Consider the following 19413-nt stretch of genomic DNA (forward strand, 5'->3'; position numbering starts at 1 on the left):
ACGAAGCCCTCCCCTAGGCTGGGGCGCATGATGCAGACAGGAACGGGCTGGCCGCGCGGACGCACCTATTGGGTGCTCGGGAGTCTGCTGCTTCTCGGTCTGGGCGTACTGTTCGGCCTGGTCTGGCAGAACGTCTGGCTCGGCATCGTCATCGCCGCCGCGGTGTCGGTCGGGTGGCTGATCGCCTACGAATCGAGTCGCGGCCGCAATGTCGGCGTGAACGACGAAGACAACGGCATCCAGCTCTGAGGTCTCACCGGTAGGACACCGCCGGCGGATACGGTCCTCGACGGGGAGTCCCGAAGACGTCGTCGAGCGTCGGCGAGGTCCTCGGGCCGCTCGAGACCTGCTTCTCGACCGGCGGGAGGACGACCCTACACGCGCCCGTCCGAGACGTAGAGCTTGCACGTCGCGTCGTAGTAGTCCCGCGTCACGCCCTCGGCGCCCATACCGATGCGCTCGGCCACGCCGCCGGAGGCGATGTTCGCCGGGTTGGTCACCGCGATGACCCGATCGATCCCGTGCCGATGAGCCAGGGAGAGCACCGCTCCTGCCGACTCGGTCGCGTACCCGTGTCGCCACGCATCGGGATGGAGGTGCCAGCCGATCTCGATCTCCTCCTCGCGACCGCCCGCGACGGTCTTCGACCACGGAATGCGCTTCAGCAGCACCGAGCCGACCCGCTCACCGCCGGCGGTCTCGACGGCCCGCACGCCGAGGATCCCCTCGCCGAGCCCTTGCCAGCGGTCGAGCAGGCCGTCGACTTCGACCGGATCCGCCATGACCCGACCGTTGCCGAGGTACTGCCGCACCTCGGGCCGGCGGTACATGTCGAAGAGGAAGGCTCGATCGTCGTCGGAGCGCGTCCACTCCCGCAGGACCAGGCGCTCGGTGGCGAGGTGCGTGCGCCGCATGGGCACGTGCGGGATCCCGTCCTCGGCGAAGGGCGCTCCCGAGACGACGAAACCGAACCTCCCGTACCAGGATGCGAGGTGGGCCTGGGCATCGAGCAGGATCGGGATGCCGGGGGCCTCGGCATCCAGGAGTTCGATCGCCGCGCGCATGAGGTCGGCGGCGATGCCGCGGCCTCGAGCTTCGGGAGCGGTGGCGACGCGTCCGATGCGTGTATTGCCGGGCTCGCGGAGCACGCGGAGCGTGGCGAGGACGTCGTCGCCGTCCGCCGCCCAGAACAGCTCCGCACCGGGCTCGATGTCGCGCCCGTCGATCTCGGGGTACGCGGCCTCCTGCTCGACGACGAAGACAGCCACACGCATCCACAGGATGCGGTAGAGCGTCAGCGGGGCCATGTCGGCGACGGGCGAACGGTGCACGGTGACGGGCATCCCTCGACCGTACAACGCCGGCGCGGCGCTCGATCCCGGCCCGCGCCTAGTCCCCTGGCGCCCCGAAGCGTCGCGAGGCCGCGATCTGCTCGGCCGCGCGCCGCAGGGCGAGGATGAGTGGCTCGACGAGCGCCGTTCCCAGCACGACATAACGCACGGCATCCTCGAGCGAGGTGTCGGGAGTTGCGGCCAATTCGGCCTCGGCGAGGGCAGACAGGTGCTCGAGGTAGGCATCCATGACGGACGGCGGCACCGTGAAGCCCGCTCGCTCGAGAGCGGAGAGCGCGTGGGCGACGGCCGCGACCTGGTCGGGGAAACACGCTTGCGGCGATCCCCCCATCCGCGTCAGCAGCGCGTTCGCCTCGCGGAGATCCATGCCCTCCGGAAAGGCCGGCGTGACTGCGGCGTTGGCAGCGCCGAGCAGGTCGGAGGGGTTCTCGGGCGGGTCTTCGAGTACGGCGACGACCCTGCGCACCCCCGCGATGCCGACTCCTGCATCGACCAGGGCGCGGATGACCCCGAGACGCCGGAGGTGCGCCTCGCCGTACGACGCCTGCGTCGGCGACGACCGTTCCCCCTCGGGCAGGACCTTCTCGCGGAGGTAGTACTTGATCGTGGCGACGGGCACTCCGCTGCGTTCCGCCAGTTCCGAGATCCGCATGCACCCCCCTCTTGACTAGATAGTCACTTTATCTAACACTGGATAGTGACACTATCGATTGAGGACAAGCCATGCCAGCTATTCATCCCGGCCGAATGACCCATCAGTGGGACGACGAGCTCGTCGTCTTCCACATCGGCATGACCATCAACAAGTGGTGGAGACCGGACCAGTGGATGCCGCTGATGAGCGACATGCCCAAGATGCTGACCGAGCTGGCCACCGACCCCGAGTCGGGGCTGCTCGGGTTCACGATGCTGCTCGGCTCTCGCGGGCCCTACCTCGTGCAGTACTGGTCGTCGCTCGACAAGCTCTATGCCTACGCGTCGGCGCCGTCGCACGAGCACCGGCCGGCGTGGACGCGCTTCAACAAGCGTGCCCGCTCGGCGCCCGGCGCCGTCGGCATCTGGCACGAGACGCACGTCGTCGAACGCGCCGAGACCATCTACGTCGCCACCCCGCCCATGGGCCTTCCGAAGGCGACGACGATCGTCCCCGTGGCCTCGCGTCACGACCGGGCGCAGGCCCGAGTCGCCGACGGACGAACCCGGAGCGGCGCCACGGACGGCGAGACGGCAGACTGAACGCATGGCCGCGATCCTCACCACCGCCGAAGAGTTGCACGACGCCCTGGCCACCGGCCGCTACGACGACGGTGGACCCGTCCGCCTGCTCGACGTGCGGTGGCGCCTCGACCGCCCCGATGGCCGCCCGGACTACCGCTCGGGCCACATACCCGGGGCGCAGTACGTCGCCCTCAATCACGACCTGGCCGACCATGACGCTCCCGTCACCGAGGGGCGGCATCCGCTCCCCTCCATCGACGACCTGCAGGCGACGGCCCGCCGCTGGGGAATCGATCCCGGCGACACCGTCGTGGTCTACGACGACGCGAAGAACATGGCGAGCGCCCGGGCCTGGTGGCTCCTGCGCTACGCCGGGTTCGCCGACGTGCGTCTGCTCGACGGCGCCCTGCGCGCGTGGACCGATGCGGGCCATCGGTTGGAGGAAGGGGATGCCGAAGCCCCCGCGCCCGGATCCATCGAGCTCTCCTACGGGGCTCTGCCGTCGCTCTCACTCGAGGACGTCGCCGGATTCGCGGTCGACGGACTCCTTCTCGACGCGCGAGCCGGCGAGCGGTACCGCGGGGAGACCGAGCCGATCGATCCTCGGGCAGGACACGTCCCGGGAGCGGTGAGCGCGCCGACCACCGAGAACGTGAGCGACGACGGACGGTTCCGCTCGCCCGATGACCTGCGGTCGCGATTCCGCATGCTCGGTGCCCGGGAGGGCGCGAGCGTCGGCGTTTACTGCGGCTCGGGGGTGACGGCGGCGCACCAGGCCGTCGCGCTCAGCCTCGCGGGCTTCGAACCGCGGCTGTTCCCGGGCTCGTGGAGCCAGTGGTCGAACCATCCCGAGCTCCCGGTCGCGACGGGACCCGACCCGCGCTGACGGCCTCGGCCCAGAGGTCGCTGACGGGGATCTCGGCACCGAGCACGTTCTGCGCCGCCCGGTGCCCCGAGCGCAGCGCGCCGGGGACCGTCGCGGGGTCGTCGCCCCAGGTCGCCTCCCCGGCGAGGTGCAGGACGCCGTCGATGGGCTCGGCGAGATCGTCGTGGTCGGCTCCGACGGAACCGGGGAGCATGAACGCGTACGACCCGCGTGAGAAGGGATCGTCCTGCCAGCGCGTGACGACCGCGCTCTCGGGCTCGGGAACGGCATCGCCGTAGAGCCGGCGCAACTGGACCATCGTCGAGGCGACGATCTCGTCATCGGTCCAGGCGCGCGTGGCGACCGCGGCGGGACCGGCCGCGAAGGTCAGCAGAGCGGGCTCGTCGTGGAGTCGACCGAGGTCGTACCAGGAGTGCCACCACTCCCCCTCGTCGCCGAGCTGACGGATGCCGTAGACCCCGGCGTCCCAGAACCGCTCGGCGAAACGCAGCACGACCTTCTCGAACGCGTTCATGCGCAGCAGCCCGAGGGCTCGCCGATGCGCCCCGGGGAGAGGGGGCTCGATCGACAGATCGCCCGCGTGCAGGACCCCGACCGGGACCGTCACGACCACCTCGCGCGCCGAGAAGGCCCCGCGATCCGTCTCGACCACGACGCCGGCGCTCGAACGCTGGACGCGCGACACGACGTGCTCGAGGCGCACGTCGAGGCCCGCGGCGAGATGGGTCGCGAGTTCGTCGTAGCCGCGCGGAAAGACCACTTCGTCGCCGTTGACGGTGTCGTCGTCGAGGCCGTGCGCACCGAGCTCGCTCATGCCGACCGCCGTACTGCTCCTGGGCCCGGCGGTCGTTGTACTCGCGCACGCGTTCTTTGCGTTCGTCCGCCCAGTCCTGCGCGGCGAGAGCCCGCTCGACCGCCTCGGCGTAGGTCGCCTCGGGCTCCGCCCGGCCGATGACCTCGATCAGCGTCGCGTTGAGCGCGCGGATGTCGGCGGCGTACTGCCGCACCGCCTCGGAGCCAAGTCGCTTTCCGCGGGCGTCGAAGTAGGCGAGGGGCCGGGAATCGGGCTGGTACCCGCCGACGGTGAACTCGACCATCGGCATGCCGAAGGCTCGGGCGGCCTCGGCGACCGGGCTGTCGACGATGCCGTGGATCCACGAGGCGCCGCGGTCGGTGACGTGCCCGCCGGAGCGGTCGGTGAAGACGCGTCCGCCCACGCGGTCGCGGGCCTCGAGCACGACGACCCGGCGTCCACCCCGCGCGATCAGGCGAGCGGCGGCGAGCCCCGACACCCCCGCCCCGACCACGACGGTATCGACGGTTTCCATGGGCCCTCCCGCGTGCTCGGTGTTGCGGCGACGCTACTGCGGGCGGCGGGGTCCCGGCATCCGCCATTCCGGCGCTCGGGAGCGGGCGGACTAGACGCCGCGTACAGCCCGTCTCGACTCAGGCGAGGGGCGCCTCTTCGTCGCGGCGCGTGGGGGTGAGGCCCTTGCGTCCGTACCGCAGCCAGAAGAACAGGTAGCACAGGCCCACGAACGGGATGCCGAAGTACAGCGCCGCGACCTGGTTCGGGTCGAACGCGATCGCCACGATCGACGCGGTGAGCAGCACGAACGCGAGGATCGGCACCAGCGGGTACATCGGCGTGCGGTAGGCGAGGGTCGACAGGTCGCCGCCCTCGCGCAGGAACTGGCGCCGGTGGAAGAACTGCGCGGCGACGATCGCCATCCACACCGCCACCGCCGCGAAGCCGGCGATCGAGACGAGCACGATGTACACCGTCTCGGCGGCGACGACGCTCGTCACGAGCGACACCAGTCCGATCGCGAGGCTGACCAGCAGCGCCACCATCGGGATGCCACGGCGCGTGAGCTTCGTGAAGGCGCGCGGCGCGTACCCCTCCTCGGCGAGGGAGAACAGCATGCGCGCGCAGGAATACAGCCCGCTGTTGCCGACCGAGAGCAGGGCGGTGATGACGACGAAGTTCATGATGTCGGCGGCGTAGGGCACGCCCACGATGTCGAAGACCTCGACGAACGGGCTCTCGCTCACTCCCGCCTTGTCGTACGGAAGGAGCGCGGCGATGACGACGATCGAGCCGACGAACAGCACGAGCAAGCGCAGCACGGTCGAACGCAGGGCCCGGGGGATGTTGCGGGCCGGATCCTTGGTCTCCCCCGCCGCGACTCCGACGATCTCGGCGCCGCTGAAGGCGTAGAACACCGCGAGCGAGGTGATGAGCACCCCGCCGAGACCGGCGGGCAGCAGCCCCTCGGGCGTGACGAAGTTGCTCAGCAGCACCGCCTCGTGCGGCTCGGACGACAGCGGGGTGAAGCCGAAGATCGCCATGCCGCCGAGGACGATGAGCGCCACGATCGCGAGCACCTTGACGAGGGCGAACCAGAACTCCGTCTCGCCGAACACGCGGGCCGAGATCGCGTTGAGGGTGAACAGGATGGCGGCGAAGACGACGCACCACACCCACACGTCGATGTTCGGGAACCATCTCTGCATGAGGATCCCGGATGCCGTGAACTCCGAGCCGAGAGCGACCACCCAGCACAGCCAGTACAGCCATGCCGTGGCGAAGCCGGTCGCGGGTCCCATGGTGCGGGCCGCGTAGATATGGATCGAGCCCGAGACGGGATAGGTCACCGCGAGCTCACCCAGGCACACCATGACCAGCCACACGACGAACGCGCCGAGCAGGTACGCGAGCACGGCGCCCAGCGGACCCGCCTGCGCGATCGTGTATCCCGAGCTGAGGAACAGCCCCGACCCGATGACACCGCCGAGCGCGATCATGACGAGGTGCCGAGCGCTCATCGCCCGGCGGAGCTGCCGCGGCTCGGACGATCCGGCGGTCTCGACGGAGGGACCCGAGGGTCGATTCATGGGGCTTCTCGCATTCGTCGTCGAGCCCGCGTGTTTCGGGCGACCGCAGGTCAGAGTAGTTCATGACCGCTGGCGACGCTCATCGGGCACCTCCGCCCGCCGGTGGAGCTCGAAGACCCCGCCGAGACCCTCCCCGACCTCGCGACGGCGCGGAAGGCGCCGGGTGCCCGAGCGCTCAGGCGTCGGGGAAAAGCTCGTCGATCGTGGTGAGCACGCCGTGGTCGAGGTTCGAGGGAGCGCGGTAGCGGGCGCGGGCGACGACCTCGGGGTGGGCCTCGCGCATCGCGTACGACCAGTCCGCGGCATCCAGCATCTCGAGGTCGTTCAGGTAGTCGCCGAACGCGGCCGTCTGTGCCGGCGTCACGTCGAGCGCGTGCTGCAGGCGGCGCAGGGCCGCACCCTTGTCGACGTCGAGGTTCATGATGTCGACCCAGTGGCGCCCCGACACCACGACCCGGTGCGTGCGGGCGACCTCTTCGAGGGCGGGCGCGACGCTGTGCTCGGCGACGGCGAAATCGTAGATCGCGATCTTCAGAACGTCGTCGTCGACCGCGAGCACGTCATCGACGGCTTCGAGAGCCGCGTAGTACGTGTCGGCCTCGGCACGGAAGGCATCGTCTCTGCGCTCGATGTACGCCGAACGCTTTCCGCACAGCACGACGCCCAGGTCGAACCCCCGCTGAACGAGGTCGCGAAGGTGCCGGATGACGCGCTCGACGATCTCGCGATCGATGGTGTCGGATGACACCTCGACGCCCTTGCTCACGACGTAGGCACCGTTCTCGGCGATGAACGTCATCTCGCCGGCCGCGTCGCCGAACGAGCGCTGCAGTGTGGCGAGCTGCCGCCCCGAGGCGGGAACGAAGGCGACGCCGCGCTCCGCCAGCCGCGGCAGGAGCTCCCACAGGGGCGCGGGGACGTTCCCCTCGCCATCGAGCAGGGTGCCGTCCATGTCGACGGCGATGAGGCGGATGTCGTGGGTCACGGTCCCATCCTCCCAGGCGGGCGGCGCGCGGTTCGCGCTCGGCGGGAGGGCTGATTGACTCGGAGAATGAGCCTCGAACGGTGCCGACCGGATGACGTCGGAGCGTTGACGCACTTCCTCGGGGGCGTCGATCTCACCCTGAGCGGTCTCGATGCGGCGAGCGTCCGCCTGTGGGTCGAGCGCGACCCCGCCGGCGCCGTGGTCGGCAGCACCGGGTACGAGCTGAGCGGCGACGGCCGTCACGCCCTCATCCGCAGCGTGGCGGTCATCCCGGAAGGACGTTCTCGGGGGCGCGGCACCGACCTGGCACGCTTCGCTCTCGCGCGGGCCGCCGAGGAGGGCGCTTCGCGCGCATGGTTGTTCAGCCGTCGTTCGGGGCCCTTCTGGCAGAGCGTGGGATTTCACCCCGCCGATCGTGACGACCTGGCCGCGGTGCTGGCTGACACCCATCAGGTGCGCTTGTTTCGGAGCACGGGCCAGCTCGAGCGCGAGATGGCCTGGTCGCGCCCGCTGGCCCTGGGCGAGCTCGACGGCACTTCTCAAAACGGAGCCGGCTCGTCGTCGGGCGGCGAGGGATCGTCGGGCAGGAATCGCACGGCGGGCGCGTACGGCAGCGGTTCGTCCGCGTAGACACGACCGGACGGAGAGGTCCATTCCAGGATGCCGCCCGCTCTCTGCGTCACCTTCCAGCGGGTAAATTGCTTCTGAGAGTGATGCCGTTGGCAGAGGTGGGCGAGGTTGTCGACGCGAGTGGTTCCCCCCGACGCCCAATCGATGGTGTGATCGACCTCGCACCGCACGGCGGGAACGGCGCAACCGGGCCACCGGCAGCGCCGGTCGCGGGCGCGGAGGTGGCGGTCGATTGCCGAAGACCGCTGGTACGTGTCGGTGAAGAGCACGCATCCCGAGATCGGGTGGGTGATGACACGGTCCCACGGAACGGTCGTGGATGCGGCGAGGCTGCGGGCGGTCTCGGCATCGATGGGACCGTGACCGACGAGTTCCGCGGGGTCGAGGTTTTCCTCTTCGGGCCGCAGCATCGACAGGGCCGGCACGACGACCTGCACGCGGGCGCGGATCGCGCCGAGTACACCGGGGCCGTCCCCGGAGCGCGTGGGGTCGGCAACCGGAGCGGCGGCGAGGAGCAGATCGGCCAGGATGTCAGCGCGCAGCTGATCGGTCGTGCGTTCGTCGAGAGCGGATGCCGCGGCGGCGGGCCCGGAGGACGGCACGGCGGTCGCATCTGCGGCCGACCCGGCGGGCAGCCCGGCCGCCGCCGCGCAGCTCATACCCCGCAGCCCGCCGCTTTCTCGCGCGTCGATCATCGCGCGACTCTGCAGCGTCAGCCGGTCGTAGATCCCCACCGCGAGCACGGTAGGAAGGGTCGCGATGAGGTCGGACATGCCGTCCACGCCCGGCACCACGCGGACGCACCTTGTCTCGCGGCCCCGCTGGTGCCGCTCGGTCAGCGTCGTCGGGTTGAGCTTCTCGGCGAGCGCGGCCAACCGCGAGCGCAACCGCCCGGGGCTGAGCTCGGCGGCGAGCCTCGCGGCGAGCGCGTCGAACTCCGGCACACGATCTTCGGGGAGGGCGGCTCCGGCATCCGTCACGATCCGCACATGGGCTCGGGTGAGCGCACCCGCCTCCCAGGCGTCGACGACCGTCGGGTAGTCGTCGACGAGCTGCAGCGCTCGACCGATGTGCGTCTGCACCGTCCGGTCGGAGAGGTGCTTCATCGCGGCCACCTCCGACGCGATCTCTCTCATCGCCATGTCGGACGCCCGCACCGACGCCCTCTGCTCGGCGGCGCGCGTCAGACCGTATTGGCCGAGAGCGGCATATGCCCGCGTGCGCCGAGCCTCGGCCGCGGCGAGGGCGGCATCGGCGGCGAGGGCCTCGGCCACGAGTGCCTCGCGCACGCCCGAACCCGCGGATTCGGCGGGATCGGGCGTCGGCGAGTGCATGTGTGCATGCTAGCGAGCACCTCCGACATCCTCTGAGCCGGAAGGGGCTTTGTGGGGAGGGATCGCGAGACGCCGCAGCTGGGGAGGAAGGAGCCGCCACGAGCGCGACCTATGAAAGAGAAATGAACGCCGACGAACCCCTTCCACCCCGTTACCTCACCGTTATAGAGTGCTCGCACGGTAGTTGTTTTGCTGTGGCGACCACCGACATGTGATTGCAGGACACTCTGGTGCAGGAAAGGGCCGGTCGGGAATCTCCCGACCGGCCCTTCGTCCGTTCCGCGCCCGCGGATGCCCCGTGCGGACGCCCACGAGGCAGGATGAAGAGGTGAAGGACGACGATCTGACCGAACCCGACGGGCGCCTCGTGCTCGTCCGCCACGGCGAGACCGAGTGGAGCCGCACCGGCAAGCACACCGGCCTCACCGACATCCCCCTCACCGAGACGGGCGCCTACAAGGCCGAGCTCGCGGGCACCCTCCTGGCGACCCGCCGTTATGACCTCGTGCTCACGAGCCCCCTGCAGCGCGCCGTCGAGACCGCCCGTCGTGCGGGCTATCCCGACGCCCAGCCCGAGCCACGCCTCGTCGAGTGGGATTACGGCGCGTTCGAGGGACTGACCACGCCGGAGATCGTCGAGCAGCTGGGCCGCCCGTGGACGATCTGGCAGGCGGGCGCCCCCGCCGGCGCCACCCCGGGCGAGACGGTGGAACAGGTCACGGCTCGCGCCGAATCCCTCCTCGACGAACTGCGACCGCGCGTGCGCGCGGGAGAACAGGTGCTGGTGTTCTCGCACGCGCACTTCCTCCGCGCCCTCGCCGGCACGTGGCTGGGACTGACGGCCGCGGGCGGCCGGTACTTCGTGCTGGGAACCTCCGCCGTCAGCGAGCTCGGGTTCGAGCACGGCTCCGAGGTCATCACGCAGTGGAATCACGTGCGCGGCCGCTGAGTTCGGACCGCTCGAAAGTGATCACGAAAATATAACGACAGCCTCTTCCCCTCCGTTACCTCACCGTTATAGAGTGCATGCACGGTAGTTGTTTTGCTGTGGCAGCTACCGACATGTGATTGCAGGATACTCTTGGTGCAGGGACAAGGGCCGGTCGGAAGCCTCTCCGACCGGCCCTTACTCTTGCTCGGCACGCGCGGCGAAGGGGTCGCCGACGGCCCTACGCTGAACGTATGACCGATCGCCGTCTCGCCGTGCAGGCCTGGGAGAGCCTCTTTCGCGCTCAGCACGAAGTCTTCGAAGACATCCGGTCGGATTTCGACAGCACCGAACTGACCCAGGCCGAGTACGACGTGCTCCTCACCGTCACGCGGGCGCCCCGCATGACGGCGCGTTTGCGCGACGTGACCGGCAACATGCTCATCAGCCAGCCCAGCGTCTCGCGACTGGTCGAGCGCATGGTGTCACGGGGTCTGCTGACCAAGTGCGCCGACCCCGAGGACGGCCGCGGATCCCTGGTCACCGCCACCGAGGACGGGGCCGTCGCCTTCCGCCGCCTCGCCGCGGCGCACGGTCGCTCGATCGCCGAGCGCATGGCTCGCCTCGACAACGACGAGCTCGCTCAGCTGCACACCCTCACCGCGAAGCTGCGCGGGCGAGACTGACCCCGAGCCGGCGCCTCAGCACTCGATGACGTTCACCGCCAGGCCGCCCTCGCTGGTCTCCTTGTACTTCGTCGACATGTCGATGCCGGTCTGACGCATCGTCTCCACGACGGCGTCCAACGACACGTAATGCGACCCGTCGCCGCGCAGAGCGAGCCGCGCCGCCGTCACCGCCGTGGACGCCGCGATCGCGTTGCGCTCGATGCAGGGGATCTGCACGAGGCCGCCCACCGGATCGCACGTGAGCCCAAGGTGATGCTCCATCGCGATCTCGGCGGCGTTCTCGATCTGCCGGTTCGTCCCGCCCATCACCGCGGTGAGGCCCCCCGCGGCCATCGCGCAGGCTGAGCCGACCTCGGCCTGACACCCGCCCTCGGCGCCCGAGATCGAGGCGTTCGCCTTGAAAAGCGAACCCAGCGCCGTCGCGGTGAGCAGGAACCGACGGATGCCGCGCCGACGATTGGCCTCCGCCACGTCGCCGTCGTCCCACTCCGCCACCTCCCCGCGCGTCACCGCGTGCCCGTCGTAGCCGAGCAGCGCACTGCCCACGAGCTCGCCGTAGGGCGTGACCGCGTTGCCGGCACCGAGACCCGAGTCGGCCAAGAACCGCCACCAGTACATCGCCACCGCGGGCAGAATCCCCGCGGCACCGTTAGTGGGGGCCGTGACGACGCGCCCACCGGCCGCGTTCTCCTCGTTGACCGCGAGCGCGAAAGCGCCCAGCCACTCCCCCGGAAGCTCTCGGTGCCCCTCGGCCTCGATGGCATCAAGCTGGCCCCGGATGACCGCGGCTCGCCTCTTCACCTTCAGGATGCCGGGCAGCACACCATCGTTCTCGAGCCCGGCGTTCACGCACGCCGCCATGGCATCCCAGATGCGATCCAACCCGGCCGCGATCTCCTCGTCGGAGCGGAGCGCGGCTTCGTTCAGGCGTGCCGCCTCGGCGATCGTGATGCCGCGCTCGTCGCACAGTTCGATGAGGGTCGCCGCGTCGTCGAAGTCGAGCGGCACCGGTGTCGCGGCCACGCGCACGGGCTCGCCCTCGCGACGGATGAAGCCGCCGCCGATCGAGTAGAACGTGTCCTCCGAAACGACGGCGCCGTCCCCGTCGCGCGCGACGAGCGTCATCGCGTTCGGGTGGCCGGGCAGTCGGGTGCGCGGCTCGAGGGCGATGTCGGTCTTGCCGAACGGGATCTCGTGCCGGCCCGCGAGCGCCAGGCTCTGCCCCTCGGGCCAGTCCGACCACGCCCGCCGGACGGCATCCGGATCGACGGTCTCGGGATCCAGCCCCTGCAGGCCCGCGACGACCGCGTCGGGGGTGCCGTGGCCGATGCCGGTCGCTCCGAGCGAGCCGTACAGCGCGCACGAGACGGATGCCACCCGCTCGAGGACGCCGGCATCCTCGAGTCTCGCGACGAAATAGAGGGCGGCCTTCATGGGGCCGACGGTGTGGGAGCTCGAGGGTCCGATCCCGATGGAGAACAGCTCGAACGCGGAGGTGTATGCGCTCATGCGGCCAGCGTACGTCGCGCCCCGTCGCGACACCTGCTCGTCACCACTGCGCCACGCCCGGGATGCATGCCGTTCCGGGCCGATTAGACGTCTCCGATGGGTCCGGCTATGCTGGACCACGGCCTGCGCGCCGTTTCGCGCGGAGGCCCTGCGCCCGTAGCTCAATGGATAGAGCATCTGACTACGGATCAGAAGGTTAGGGGTTCGAGTCCCTTCGGGCGCACACTGTGTTGAGACAGTAAGAGAAGCCCCGGCGTGAAGAAATTCCGCCGGGGCTTTTTCTCTGCCCGGATGCCGACGACCCGGCCGGTCCGCAGGACCTCAGGCCGAGGCCGCCTCCTCCGCGTGAGCCGCATCCATCGCGGTCGAGTGCAGCTGAAGGATCGCGACGGCCTCGTGGAGGGAACCGAGCGGCGTCTCGATCTCGTCGTAGTGGTGCACGAAGCCGTTCGCGTCGCGTGCACTCACCGCGACCAGGGCGTACCCCGGCCGAGCGACGCGCTTCGCGCGTCCCGATCGTCGTCGTGCCATGGCATCCGCCTTCCGTTGGCGCCGAGGCTACCCCGGGCGCGCGCGGAACCGGGGTCAGCGCGCGGCGGACTTCTTCTTCTTGCCGCCCTTGTGCGTCTCGGGCTCGGGTGAATCTTTCGTCGCCCCCGCCTCGTCGGCAGCAGCCCGGTCCTTCGCTCGACGTTTCGCCTGCGAGGCGAGACGCGCGAGGTCGACCATGCGGAGCGCGTCCATGCGCGCCTTGCGCATTCGGGCGTAATCCGGATCGGCGTCCGCGGTCATGCCCTCGACGTCGAGACGCTGGCTGAGGTTCGCCTCGACGTCGCCCCACGCCGCGATACGGGCGTCGGCGACGAGGACTTTGACCCGCTCGGGATCGTCGGCGAGGGCGCGCAACTCCTTGGCGACACCGCGGGACTGCTTGGCACGACGACGCAGGTTGCGCGTGTCACGGTCGCGGTAATCGTGGGTGCCCGACGAATCCGAGAACCGGCCCCACGCGCGCTTGCGCTGATGGGTGACCCGCTCCGCCGCCTGGTCCTGCTCGTCGGCGAGGGAGCGCAGCGTCTCGCGGGCCAGCTCGGCGAAGACCTCGCCGTCGAAGTGGCCCCCGCGGGCGATGGTGTCGACGAGGATCCGGTTGCGCACGGCGAGCCGCGCCGCGGCTGTCGCGATCGACAGCCCCTCGGCGATGGCCTCCTTCGTGCGCCCCACGTGACCTCCCCGTCCAGGCTATCGTCCGGGGCGCGTCGATCGCTCAGGTGAGCTTCGCCACCACGGCTGCGATGCGACGGGCGCGGGTGTCGGCGGCCTTCGCTGCATCGACGCTCGTCACGTGCGCTTTGCGCGCGCTCGGCGAGAGGGCGTCGAATTTCGCGCGCATTCCCGCGTCGGAAAGGGCCGCAGCCAGGTCGTCGGGAATTTCCACCGTGCGGGGCGCGGTGTCGAGGGCGAGATCGACGGAGATGGCATCCCCTCCCGACAATCCCGTGGCGGCGCGCTTGTCCGCGGAGAACGGGATGAGGGATTTCCCGCCCATCGCACCGATCGTGCTGGAGAAGGTGAACCCGTTCACGTCCACGATGACCGCGGCGCGCCTTCCACCGCCCAGAGCGTCGACCACCTCGGGCGGCACCTCGATCCCCGTGTTGTTGCCCATTTGCCGAAGGGTCGTATCGAAACGCATGGCCGGAGTGTGTCAGACAGTCGACTAAGTGAACAACGGCCTAAATGCAATCCCCTCCATCGGCGCGGCGGGACTGCCTATGGTCGGTTTCGTTGCGGAGGGCCTCGGAGAGTACTCGGGGGCCTTCTGTCATTTCCGGATGCATACAGGAAACACCCAGGTGTGCGCAAAGCCCAATCCGAATCGAGCGTTGTCTCCGAAGATGTGATGAGGCGGCCGGACGGTCGCTGCCAACACTCTGGGAGGTTCATCATGAGCTCATCACCCAACCGTCTCGTGGCCACCGTCTTCGGCGCTGTCTACCTGCTCGTCGGTCTGCTCGGCTTCGCCGTCACCGGCGGGGTCGGTTTCATCGCCACACAGGGCGGACTGCTCCTCGGCATCTTCGAGGTCAACCCGCTCCACAACATCGCCCACCTCCTGATCGGTGCCGCACTGCTGGTCGCCGGTCTCGCCAACGCTCGCGCAGCGAAGGGCGTCAACACGACCGTCGGCGCCGTCTACCTGCTCCTCGGCATCGTGGGCTTCTTCCTCGTGGGCACCGCCGCGAACATCCTCGCGCTGAACGTGCCCGACCACTTCCTCCACCTCGCCAGCGCCGTCGTGCTGCTGGGTGTCGGCCTCGGCACCGAGCGCAACGTCCCGCGTACCGCGGCGGTCTGAGCATGACTGCTGCGACCTTCGTGAGGTCGTGGCCCTCCGTATCCGCGTGGGGGGCCGGTCTCATCACCGCCGCCCTCGGCGCGGGTGCCATCATCCGTCCCGATTCCGGGGCCGTCGCAAGCGGCCTCGGGATCGGGATGGTGGTCCTCGGCCTGGCCTGCCTCGCGTGGGGAGCGGCCACACTGTCGACGGGCCGTCTCGTCGTCCCCCGCATCGCGTTGGCGGGAGCGCTCGTCGCCCTCGCCCTCACGGCGGGCCTGATGTTCGCAGCTCCCGCGCACACGAGCATCCTCGGCGTCGCGGCTGCGTGCGCCCTGCTCGTCGTCGTGGGTGCCACCGCGGCCGTTCATCTTCGCCGAGTGAGCCGCGGTCCGAATCCGACGCGCACCGCCCAGCCGATGAGCGTCGTCGGACTGCTCGTCGCCGCCGCGGTCATCGCCGTGGTCGTCACCCCCGCTCTCGGGGCCACGCAGAACGCCGTCCTCTTGCGCGACGACGGCACCGTTCCCGTCATCTCGCACGAGGGACACTGATCCCTCTCACGGAGCCCACCCGCTCAGACGGTGGCACGCTGGAAGGGTGACGATCGACGCCTCCTCTTCCGTTCCCGGCTGGATCCAGTCGCTGCGCGGCAAGATCCTCGTCGCTCTCGCGGGAGATCCCACCGGCATGGCCCCCTACGTCCGCGCCATCGCCGACGGAGACGACACCGGCTACTTCGTCGAGAACGGCCCCGCGTGGACGGTGCACGCCGGGATGGGCACGCTCGTGGCCGGCATCCGGGCCCTTCTTCTCCAGGCCCTGCATCCGGGAGCGCTCGCCGGCGTGCACGACTGGTCGCGCTATCGCGAGGACCCGATCGGTCGTCTCACCGGCACCGTGCGCTGGGTCATCACGCTGACGTACGGATCGAGGACGCAAGCGGATGCCGAGACCGCACGCGTCGGAAGGTTTCACCGCCGCGTGAAGGGCGAGTACGTCGGCGGCGACGGAAGCGAACGCGCGTACACCGCCGAGGCGGGAGACCTCGTCCGATGGGTGCACCTCGCCTTCACCGACGCGTTCCTCGCCGGGCACGAGGTGTCGCGCACGCCCATTCCCGGCGGACCCGACGCGTACGTCTCCGATTGGGCCACCGCCGGTCGACTCATGCGGGTCGTCGACCCGCCCCTGACCAGACGAGATCTCCGCGCCGAGATCGACGGCTTCGCCGACCGTGGCGAGCTGCGCGGCGACGAACGCGTGGCCGACGTGGTGAGGTTCCTGCGCAAGCCGCCGTTCCCCGGGCTCATGGGTCTGTCCTACCGCGTGCTGTTCGCCGCAGCGGTGGCAACCATCCCCCGTCGTTACCGGAAGATGCTCGGGGTGCGGCGTTGGCCTCTTCCCGTGTTGACGCTGACTCGCGTGATCCTGCGTGTCACGGAGCGCGCGCTGGGCTCGGGCCCCCGCGCCCAGGACATGGCGCGTCTGCGACTGGCCCGGCTGGAGCGTGAGGGACGGGAGGCCGCGTGAGCGACGACGCCCGCCAGGCCGCGGAACGCTACCGGCTCGACCGGCAGCTGCGCGAGGCCGGTCTCGCGCCCGAATCCGCCGAACCCGAGGGACCCTCGCGGGGCTCGACCGCTGCCGAGCGCGCCGCCTTCGTCGAGACCTCGATCCAACAGGCGATCCGCCGCGGTGAGTTCGACAACCTCCCCGGCGCCGGCAAGCCTCTCCCCGACCTCGGCACCTCGCACGACCCCGACTGGTGGATCCGTCGCAAGATCGAGACCGAACAGCTCACCGGTCTCGGCCCTCCGGCGTTGACCCTGCGCGTCGAGCACGCCGAGTTGGCGGAGCGACTGGATGCCATCGCCCGCGAACCCGAGGTGCGCGAGGCGGTCGAAGACTTCAACCGCCGCGTGATCGAGGCTCGTCGGCAGCTCCAGGGCGGCCCGCCCGTGGTGACGCCGACGGTGGACGTCGAGGCCGAGGTGGCGGCCTGGGTCGAACGACGTCGCGCACGCGTGGAGGCGGCGGCACGGGCGGCGCCGGAACGACGGCGGCGCTGGTTCCGGCGATCCTGACCGGCGTCGCTTTCGCCCCGGCTGACGTCCGGATCACACGGTAGGCGCCTGCGCACCCGCTTCGGCATGCGCACGCCGCGTCGTCTCGGAGGACCCTGCGATGTCGCGGGGCGGTCGGGGGGGGGGGGAGAGCCGCGGACCCGCCGCGCCGTCAGAGCGCTGCCAGCGCCTCCGCGCGCTCGAGCAGCGCCCGGGCCCGAGCGAGTGCCGGCGCGTACGAGCCGTCGACGGGGCCATCGGGGGTCGTCGACAGCAGCGACCGGGCCGCTTCCACGTCGGCGGGTGCGGGTGTGAAGCCGGCGTGGGCGCCGGGGATGGCGGCATCCCTCAGCGCGAGCGTGCCGGTGAAGCCCATCGAGACGGCGTGGAGCGCGGCATCCCGAGCCTGCTCGACCGGGCCGCACGGGCCGTCGATGGGTCCCGCGATACCCGCCGCGGCCGAGGCGACAACGAGCTGGGCGCGCGGCCACGACAGCGCGATGCGGTCGGCGGTCATCCCGGTGTCGCGACGGAAGTCACCCGTGCCGAAAGCGAGGCGACGGGTCGCGGGGTGGGCGGCGATGGCCGGTGCCGCCAGCAGCGCCGCGGCCGACTCGACCATCGCGACGATCGGCGTGCCGGACGGAAGGGATGCCGCGACGTGAGCCACGTCGTCGGGACCGGCGCACATGGCCAGGACGACCCCGGCCAGGCGATCGTCGAGGTCACGGCCCAGCGCGAGATCGGCTTCTCCGTCGCGCGTTCCGGCGGCGCTGATGCGCAACCACACCGGGGCGTCGACAGCGGCCCGCCGAGCGCGGTCCCGACCCTCGGCCTTGCGCCCCGCGGGGAGACCGTCTTCGAGGTCGATCACGAGCACGTCGGCCGCGGTCTCGAGACCGCCCGCCAGCGGCGAGCGGAGCATCCAGGTGCGCGCGAGGTCGACACGCGCCGGGGCGGGGGCGGCCGAAGCCGTCCCCGCCGAGGTGTCGTGCGTCAGGGTCACGAGCGACCCCGTGCCGCCGTCTCCGCCTCCGCCTGAGCGCGGAAGGCGTCGAGCGACTGCGTGTCGACGGTGGCCGCGGGACCCGTGCCGGCCTCCGCCGACGCCTGCTCCTTGGCATCCGCCGCGGGGGTCGCCGAGTGGTCGTGGCCGGTCATCAGACTCTCGTCGAAGGGGATGTTGCCGGCGAGGACCTCGCGGACACGCTGGCCGTCGTACTCCTTGGTCCAGACACCGATGAGCATGGTGGCCACGGCGTTGCCGGTGAAGTTGGTCACGGCGCGGGCCTCGGACATGAAGCGGTCGATGCCGACGATGACGCCGACGCCGTCGACCAGGTCGGGGCGGTAGGCCGACAGACCACCGGCGAGGGTGGCGAGACCGGCGCCGGTGACGCCGGCCGCGCCCTTCGAGGCGATGATCATGAAGATCATGAGACCGATCTGCTCACCGATCGACATGGGCGAGCCCATCGCGGTGGCGATGAACAGCGAGGCCATCGTGAGGTAGATCGCCGTGCCGTCGAGGTTGAAGGAGTACCCGGTCGGGACGGTGATGCCCACGACGGGCTTCGAGACACCGAGGTGCTCCATCTTGGCGATGAGGCGGGGAAGAGCGGCCTCGGACGACGAGGTGCCGACGATGAGCAGGTACTCGCGGCCCAGGTACTTCATCAGCGTGAAGATGTTGACGCGGGTCACGACGTACAGCAGCGTGCCGAGCACCACGGCGATGAAGAGGAAGCACGTGATGTAGAACGCGCCCATCAGGATGCCGAGGCTGATCACGGCCTGGAACCCGGTCTTGCCGACGACGGCGGCGATGGCACCGAAGGCACCGATGGGGGCGAGCCACAGGATCATGCCGAGGATGCGGAAGACGAGCACCTGGAAGTTACGGATGCCCTCGACCATGCGCGCGCCGCGCTCGCCCATGCCCTGCAGGGCGAAGCCGACGAGAAGGGCGATGAACAGCACCTGGAGGATGCTGCCGCCGGTGAAGGCGGAGAAGAACGTGGTGGGGATGATACCCAGGATGAACTCCTGGGTGGAGGTCGCCTCGGCGGCGGGGGCGTCGTACTGGGCGCCCGCGATGTTCAGTCCCTCGCCCGGGTGGATGATGTTGCCGACGACGAGGCCGATGATCAGGGCGAACGACGACATGACGAGGAAGTAGACCATCGCCAGGCCGCCGATCTTGCCGACCGTGGAGGCCTTGGCGATCGAGCCGATTCCCACGACGATCGTGCAGAAGATGACCGGGGCGATCATCATCTTGATGAGGCTGACGAAGCCCTTGCCGATGGGCTCGAGGGCCGTGGCGAACTGCGGGGCGACCAGGCCCACGATGACACCGGCCACGACCGCGACGATGACGGAGATGTAGAGCCAGTGGTTGCGGTCGATCTTCTTACGCGGCCTGCCGTCGCGTGTGGTGCGGAGTGAGAGTGCCATGAGCGACTTCCCCTTTTCTAACGCCTTTGTTGAGTCCGGCGGGGGCGCCGGTCGATGTGACGACTTTGATCGACGCCGGACGCGTCGGCGATTTGTGGTCGTATTGTTCACGGCAAGCGCGAG

22 protein-coding genes, 1 tRNA gene and 1 pseudogene are annotated in these 19413 nt (G+C 70.2%); 11 read left to right on the top strand and 13 right to left on the bottom strand.

Annotation, left to right across the window (positions count from 1 at the left end):
- Window positions 1-27: 27 nt before the first annotated feature.
- Window positions 28-249 carry a hypothetical protein gene (locus tag QE454_RS03315; protein ID WP_210073057.1) on the top strand — a complete coding sequence of 74 codons (222 nt, stop codon included), beginning with the start codon at window positions 28-30 and terminating at the stop codon, window positions 247-249.
- Window positions 250-374: 125 nt separating this feature from the next.
- Here the strand turns inward: QE454_RS03315 and QE454_RS03320 are convergent, their stop codons facing one another.
- Complete coding sequence (locus QE454_RS03320) at window positions 375-1343, bottom strand: GNAT family N-acetyltransferase (protein ID WP_307458169.1); 969 nt, start codon at window positions 1341-1343, stop codon at window positions 375-377.
- Between the two features lie 46 nt (window positions 1344-1389).
- Window positions 1390-2004, bottom strand: a complete 615-nt coding sequence (locus QE454_RS03325; RefSeq protein WP_307458166.1) for a MerR family transcriptional regulator — start codon at window positions 2002-2004, stop codon at window positions 1390-1392.
- Between the two features lie 95 nt (window positions 2005-2099).
- Here QE454_RS03325 and QE454_RS03330 point away from each other — a divergent pair, with 95 nt between their 5' ends.
- Both QE454_RS03330 and QE454_RS03335 read left to right on the top strand, forming a co-directional pair.
- On the top strand, window positions 2100-2588 hold the full coding sequence (locus QE454_RS03330) for a DUF4188 domain-containing protein (protein ID WP_307458163.1): 489 nt from the start codon (window positions 2100-2102) through the stop codon (window positions 2586-2588).
- A gap of 4 nt (window positions 2589-2592) precedes the next feature.
- Window positions 2593-3456: a sulfurtransferase gene (locus QE454_RS03335; protein ID WP_307458159.1), complete on the top strand. Its 864-nt coding sequence runs from the start codon at window positions 2593-2595 to the stop codon at window positions 3454-3456.
- Here QE454_RS03335 and QE454_RS03340 read toward each other — a convergent pair.
- The 4 genes and pseudogenes from QE454_RS03340 to QE454_RS03355 all read right to left on the bottom strand — a co-directional run bounded on the left by QE454_RS03340 (window position 3356) and on the right by QE454_RS03355 (window position 7339).
- Window positions 3356-4270: an NAD(P)/FAD-dependent oxidoreductase gene (locus QE454_RS03340; protein WP_309668516.1), complete on the bottom strand. Its 915-nt coding sequence runs from the start codon at window positions 4268-4270 to the stop codon at window positions 3356-3358. The genes QE454_RS03335 and QE454_RS03340 overlap by 101 nt on opposite strands.
- Before the next feature lie 46 nt (window positions 4271-4316).
- Window positions 4317-4784: pseudogene (locus tag QE454_RS03345) on the bottom strand (FAD-dependent oxidoreductase); the annotation flags it as partial.
- Between the two features lie 118 nt (window positions 4785-4902).
- A complete protein-coding gene (locus QE454_RS03350) occupies window positions 4903-6354 on the bottom strand; it encodes an amino acid permease (protein WP_210073044.1) in 1452 nt (483 codons plus the stop codon).
- Between the two features lie 175 nt (window positions 6355-6529).
- Complete coding sequence (locus tag QE454_RS03355) at window positions 6530-7339, bottom strand: Cof-type HAD-IIB family hydrolase (protein WP_307313144.1); 810 nt, start codon at window positions 7337-7339, stop codon at window positions 6530-6532.
- 66 nt (window positions 7340-7405) lie between these two features.
- Here QE454_RS03355 and QE454_RS03360 point away from each other — a divergent pair, with 66 nt between their 5' ends.
- Entirely contained in the window at window positions 7406-7969 is a 564-nt protein-coding gene (locus QE454_RS03360) for a GNAT family N-acetyltransferase (protein ID WP_307458149.1), read from the top strand.
- Here QE454_RS03360 and QE454_RS03365 read toward each other — a convergent pair.
- On the bottom strand, window positions 7879-9303 hold the full coding sequence (locus QE454_RS03365; protein WP_307458146.1) for an HNH endonuclease signature motif containing protein: 1425 nt from the start codon (window positions 9301-9303) through the stop codon (window positions 7879-7881). The two genes, QE454_RS03360 and QE454_RS03365, sit on opposite strands and share 91 nt — an antisense overlap.
- Before the next feature lie 328 nt (window positions 9304-9631).
- On the opposite strand from QE454_RS03365, the gene QE454_RS03370 reads away from it, so the two are divergent.
- Window positions 9632-10252: a histidine phosphatase family protein gene (locus QE454_RS03370; RefSeq protein WP_210073038.1), complete on the top strand. Its 621-nt coding sequence runs from the start codon at window positions 9632-9634 to the stop codon at window positions 10250-10252.
- Between the two features lie 233 nt (window positions 10253-10485).
- Window positions 10486-10917, top strand: coding sequence for a MarR family winged helix-turn-helix transcriptional regulator (locus tag QE454_RS03375; protein WP_210073036.1), 432 nt, complete (start codon window positions 10486-10488; stop codon window positions 10915-10917).
- A gap of 15 nt (window positions 10918-10932) precedes the next feature.
- Here QE454_RS03375 and QE454_RS03380 read toward each other — a convergent pair whose 3' ends face one another.
- Window positions 10933-12429, bottom strand: a complete 1497-nt coding sequence (locus QE454_RS03380; RefSeq protein ID WP_307458141.1) for an L-serine ammonia-lyase, iron-sulfur-dependent, subunit alpha — start codon at window positions 12427-12429, stop codon at window positions 10933-10935.
- Between the two features lie 150 nt (window positions 12430-12579).
- Here QE454_RS03380 and QE454_RS03385 point away from each other — a divergent pair.
- Window positions 12580-12652, top strand: a tRNA-Arg gene (locus QE454_RS03385).
- Window positions 12653-12750: 98 nt separating this feature from the next.
- Here QE454_RS03385 and QE454_RS03390 read toward each other — a convergent pair.
- From QE454_RS03390 to QE454_RS03400, 3 genes are read right to left on the bottom strand one after another with little or no spacing between them, the layout of a single operon-like run.
- Window positions 12751-12960, bottom strand: coding sequence for a hypothetical protein (locus QE454_RS03390; protein ID WP_307313154.1), 210 nt, complete (start codon window positions 12958-12960; stop codon window positions 12751-12753).
- Window positions 12961-13014: 54 nt separating this feature from the next.
- Window positions 13015-13653: an asparagine synthase gene (locus tag QE454_RS03395; protein ID WP_210072924.1), complete on the bottom strand. Its 639-nt coding sequence runs from the start codon at window positions 13651-13653 to the stop codon at window positions 13015-13017.
- A gap of 43 nt (window positions 13654-13696) precedes the next feature.
- On the bottom strand, window positions 13697-14125 hold the full coding sequence (locus tag QE454_RS03400; protein ID WP_307458139.1) for a YdeI/OmpD-associated family protein: 429 nt from the start codon (window positions 14123-14125) through the stop codon (window positions 13697-13699).
- Window positions 14126-14377: 252 nt separating this feature from the next.
- Here QE454_RS03400 and QE454_RS03405 point away from each other — a divergent pair, with 252 nt between their 5' ends.
- The 4 genes from QE454_RS03405 to QE454_RS03420 all read left to right on the top strand — a co-directional run bounded on the left by QE454_RS03405 (window position 14378) and on the right by QE454_RS03420 (window position 16854).
- Window positions 14378-14788, top strand: coding sequence for a DUF4383 domain-containing protein (locus tag QE454_RS03405; protein WP_103205818.1), 411 nt, complete (start codon window positions 14378-14380; stop codon window positions 14786-14788).
- Window positions 14789-14790: 2 nt separating this feature from the next.
- Window positions 14791-15321 carry a hypothetical protein gene (locus QE454_RS03410; protein ID WP_307458136.1) on the top strand — a complete coding sequence of 177 codons (531 nt, stop codon included), beginning with the start codon at window positions 14791-14793 and terminating at the stop codon, window positions 15319-15321.
- Between the two features lie 136 nt (window positions 15322-15457).
- Window positions 15458-16300 (top strand): oxygenase MpaB family protein, encoded by an 843-nt coding sequence (locus QE454_RS03415; RefSeq protein ID WP_373459420.1) that lies wholly within the window; start codon window positions 15458-15460, stop codon window positions 16298-16300.
- Window positions 16297-16854, top strand: coding sequence for a DUF1992 domain-containing protein (locus tag QE454_RS03420; RefSeq protein WP_210072920.1), 558 nt, complete (start codon window positions 16297-16299; stop codon window positions 16852-16854). The genes QE454_RS03415 and QE454_RS03420 overlap by 4 nt, the downstream gene beginning before the upstream one ends.
- Before the next feature lie 151 nt (window positions 16855-17005).
- Here the strand turns inward: QE454_RS03420 and QE454_RS03425 are convergent, their stop codons facing one another.
- Window positions 17006-17839 carry an aldolase/citrate lyase family protein gene (locus tag QE454_RS03425; RefSeq protein ID WP_307458129.1) on the bottom strand — a complete coding sequence of 278 codons (834 nt, stop codon included), beginning with the start codon at window positions 17837-17839 and terminating at the stop codon, window positions 17006-17008.
- Entirely contained in the window at window positions 17836-19290 is a 1455-nt protein-coding gene (locus tag QE454_RS03430; protein WP_210072916.1) for a cation:dicarboxylate symporter family transporter, read from the bottom strand. Before QE454_RS03430 ends, QE454_RS03425 begins: the two co-directional genes overlap by 4 nt.
- Window positions 19291-19413 lie beyond the last annotated feature (123 nt).

It is taken from the genome of Microbacterium sp. SORGH_AS_0454, from assembly GCF_031453395.1.
GTDB lineage: Bacteria > Actinomycetota > Actinomycetes > Actinomycetales > Microbacteriaceae > Microbacterium.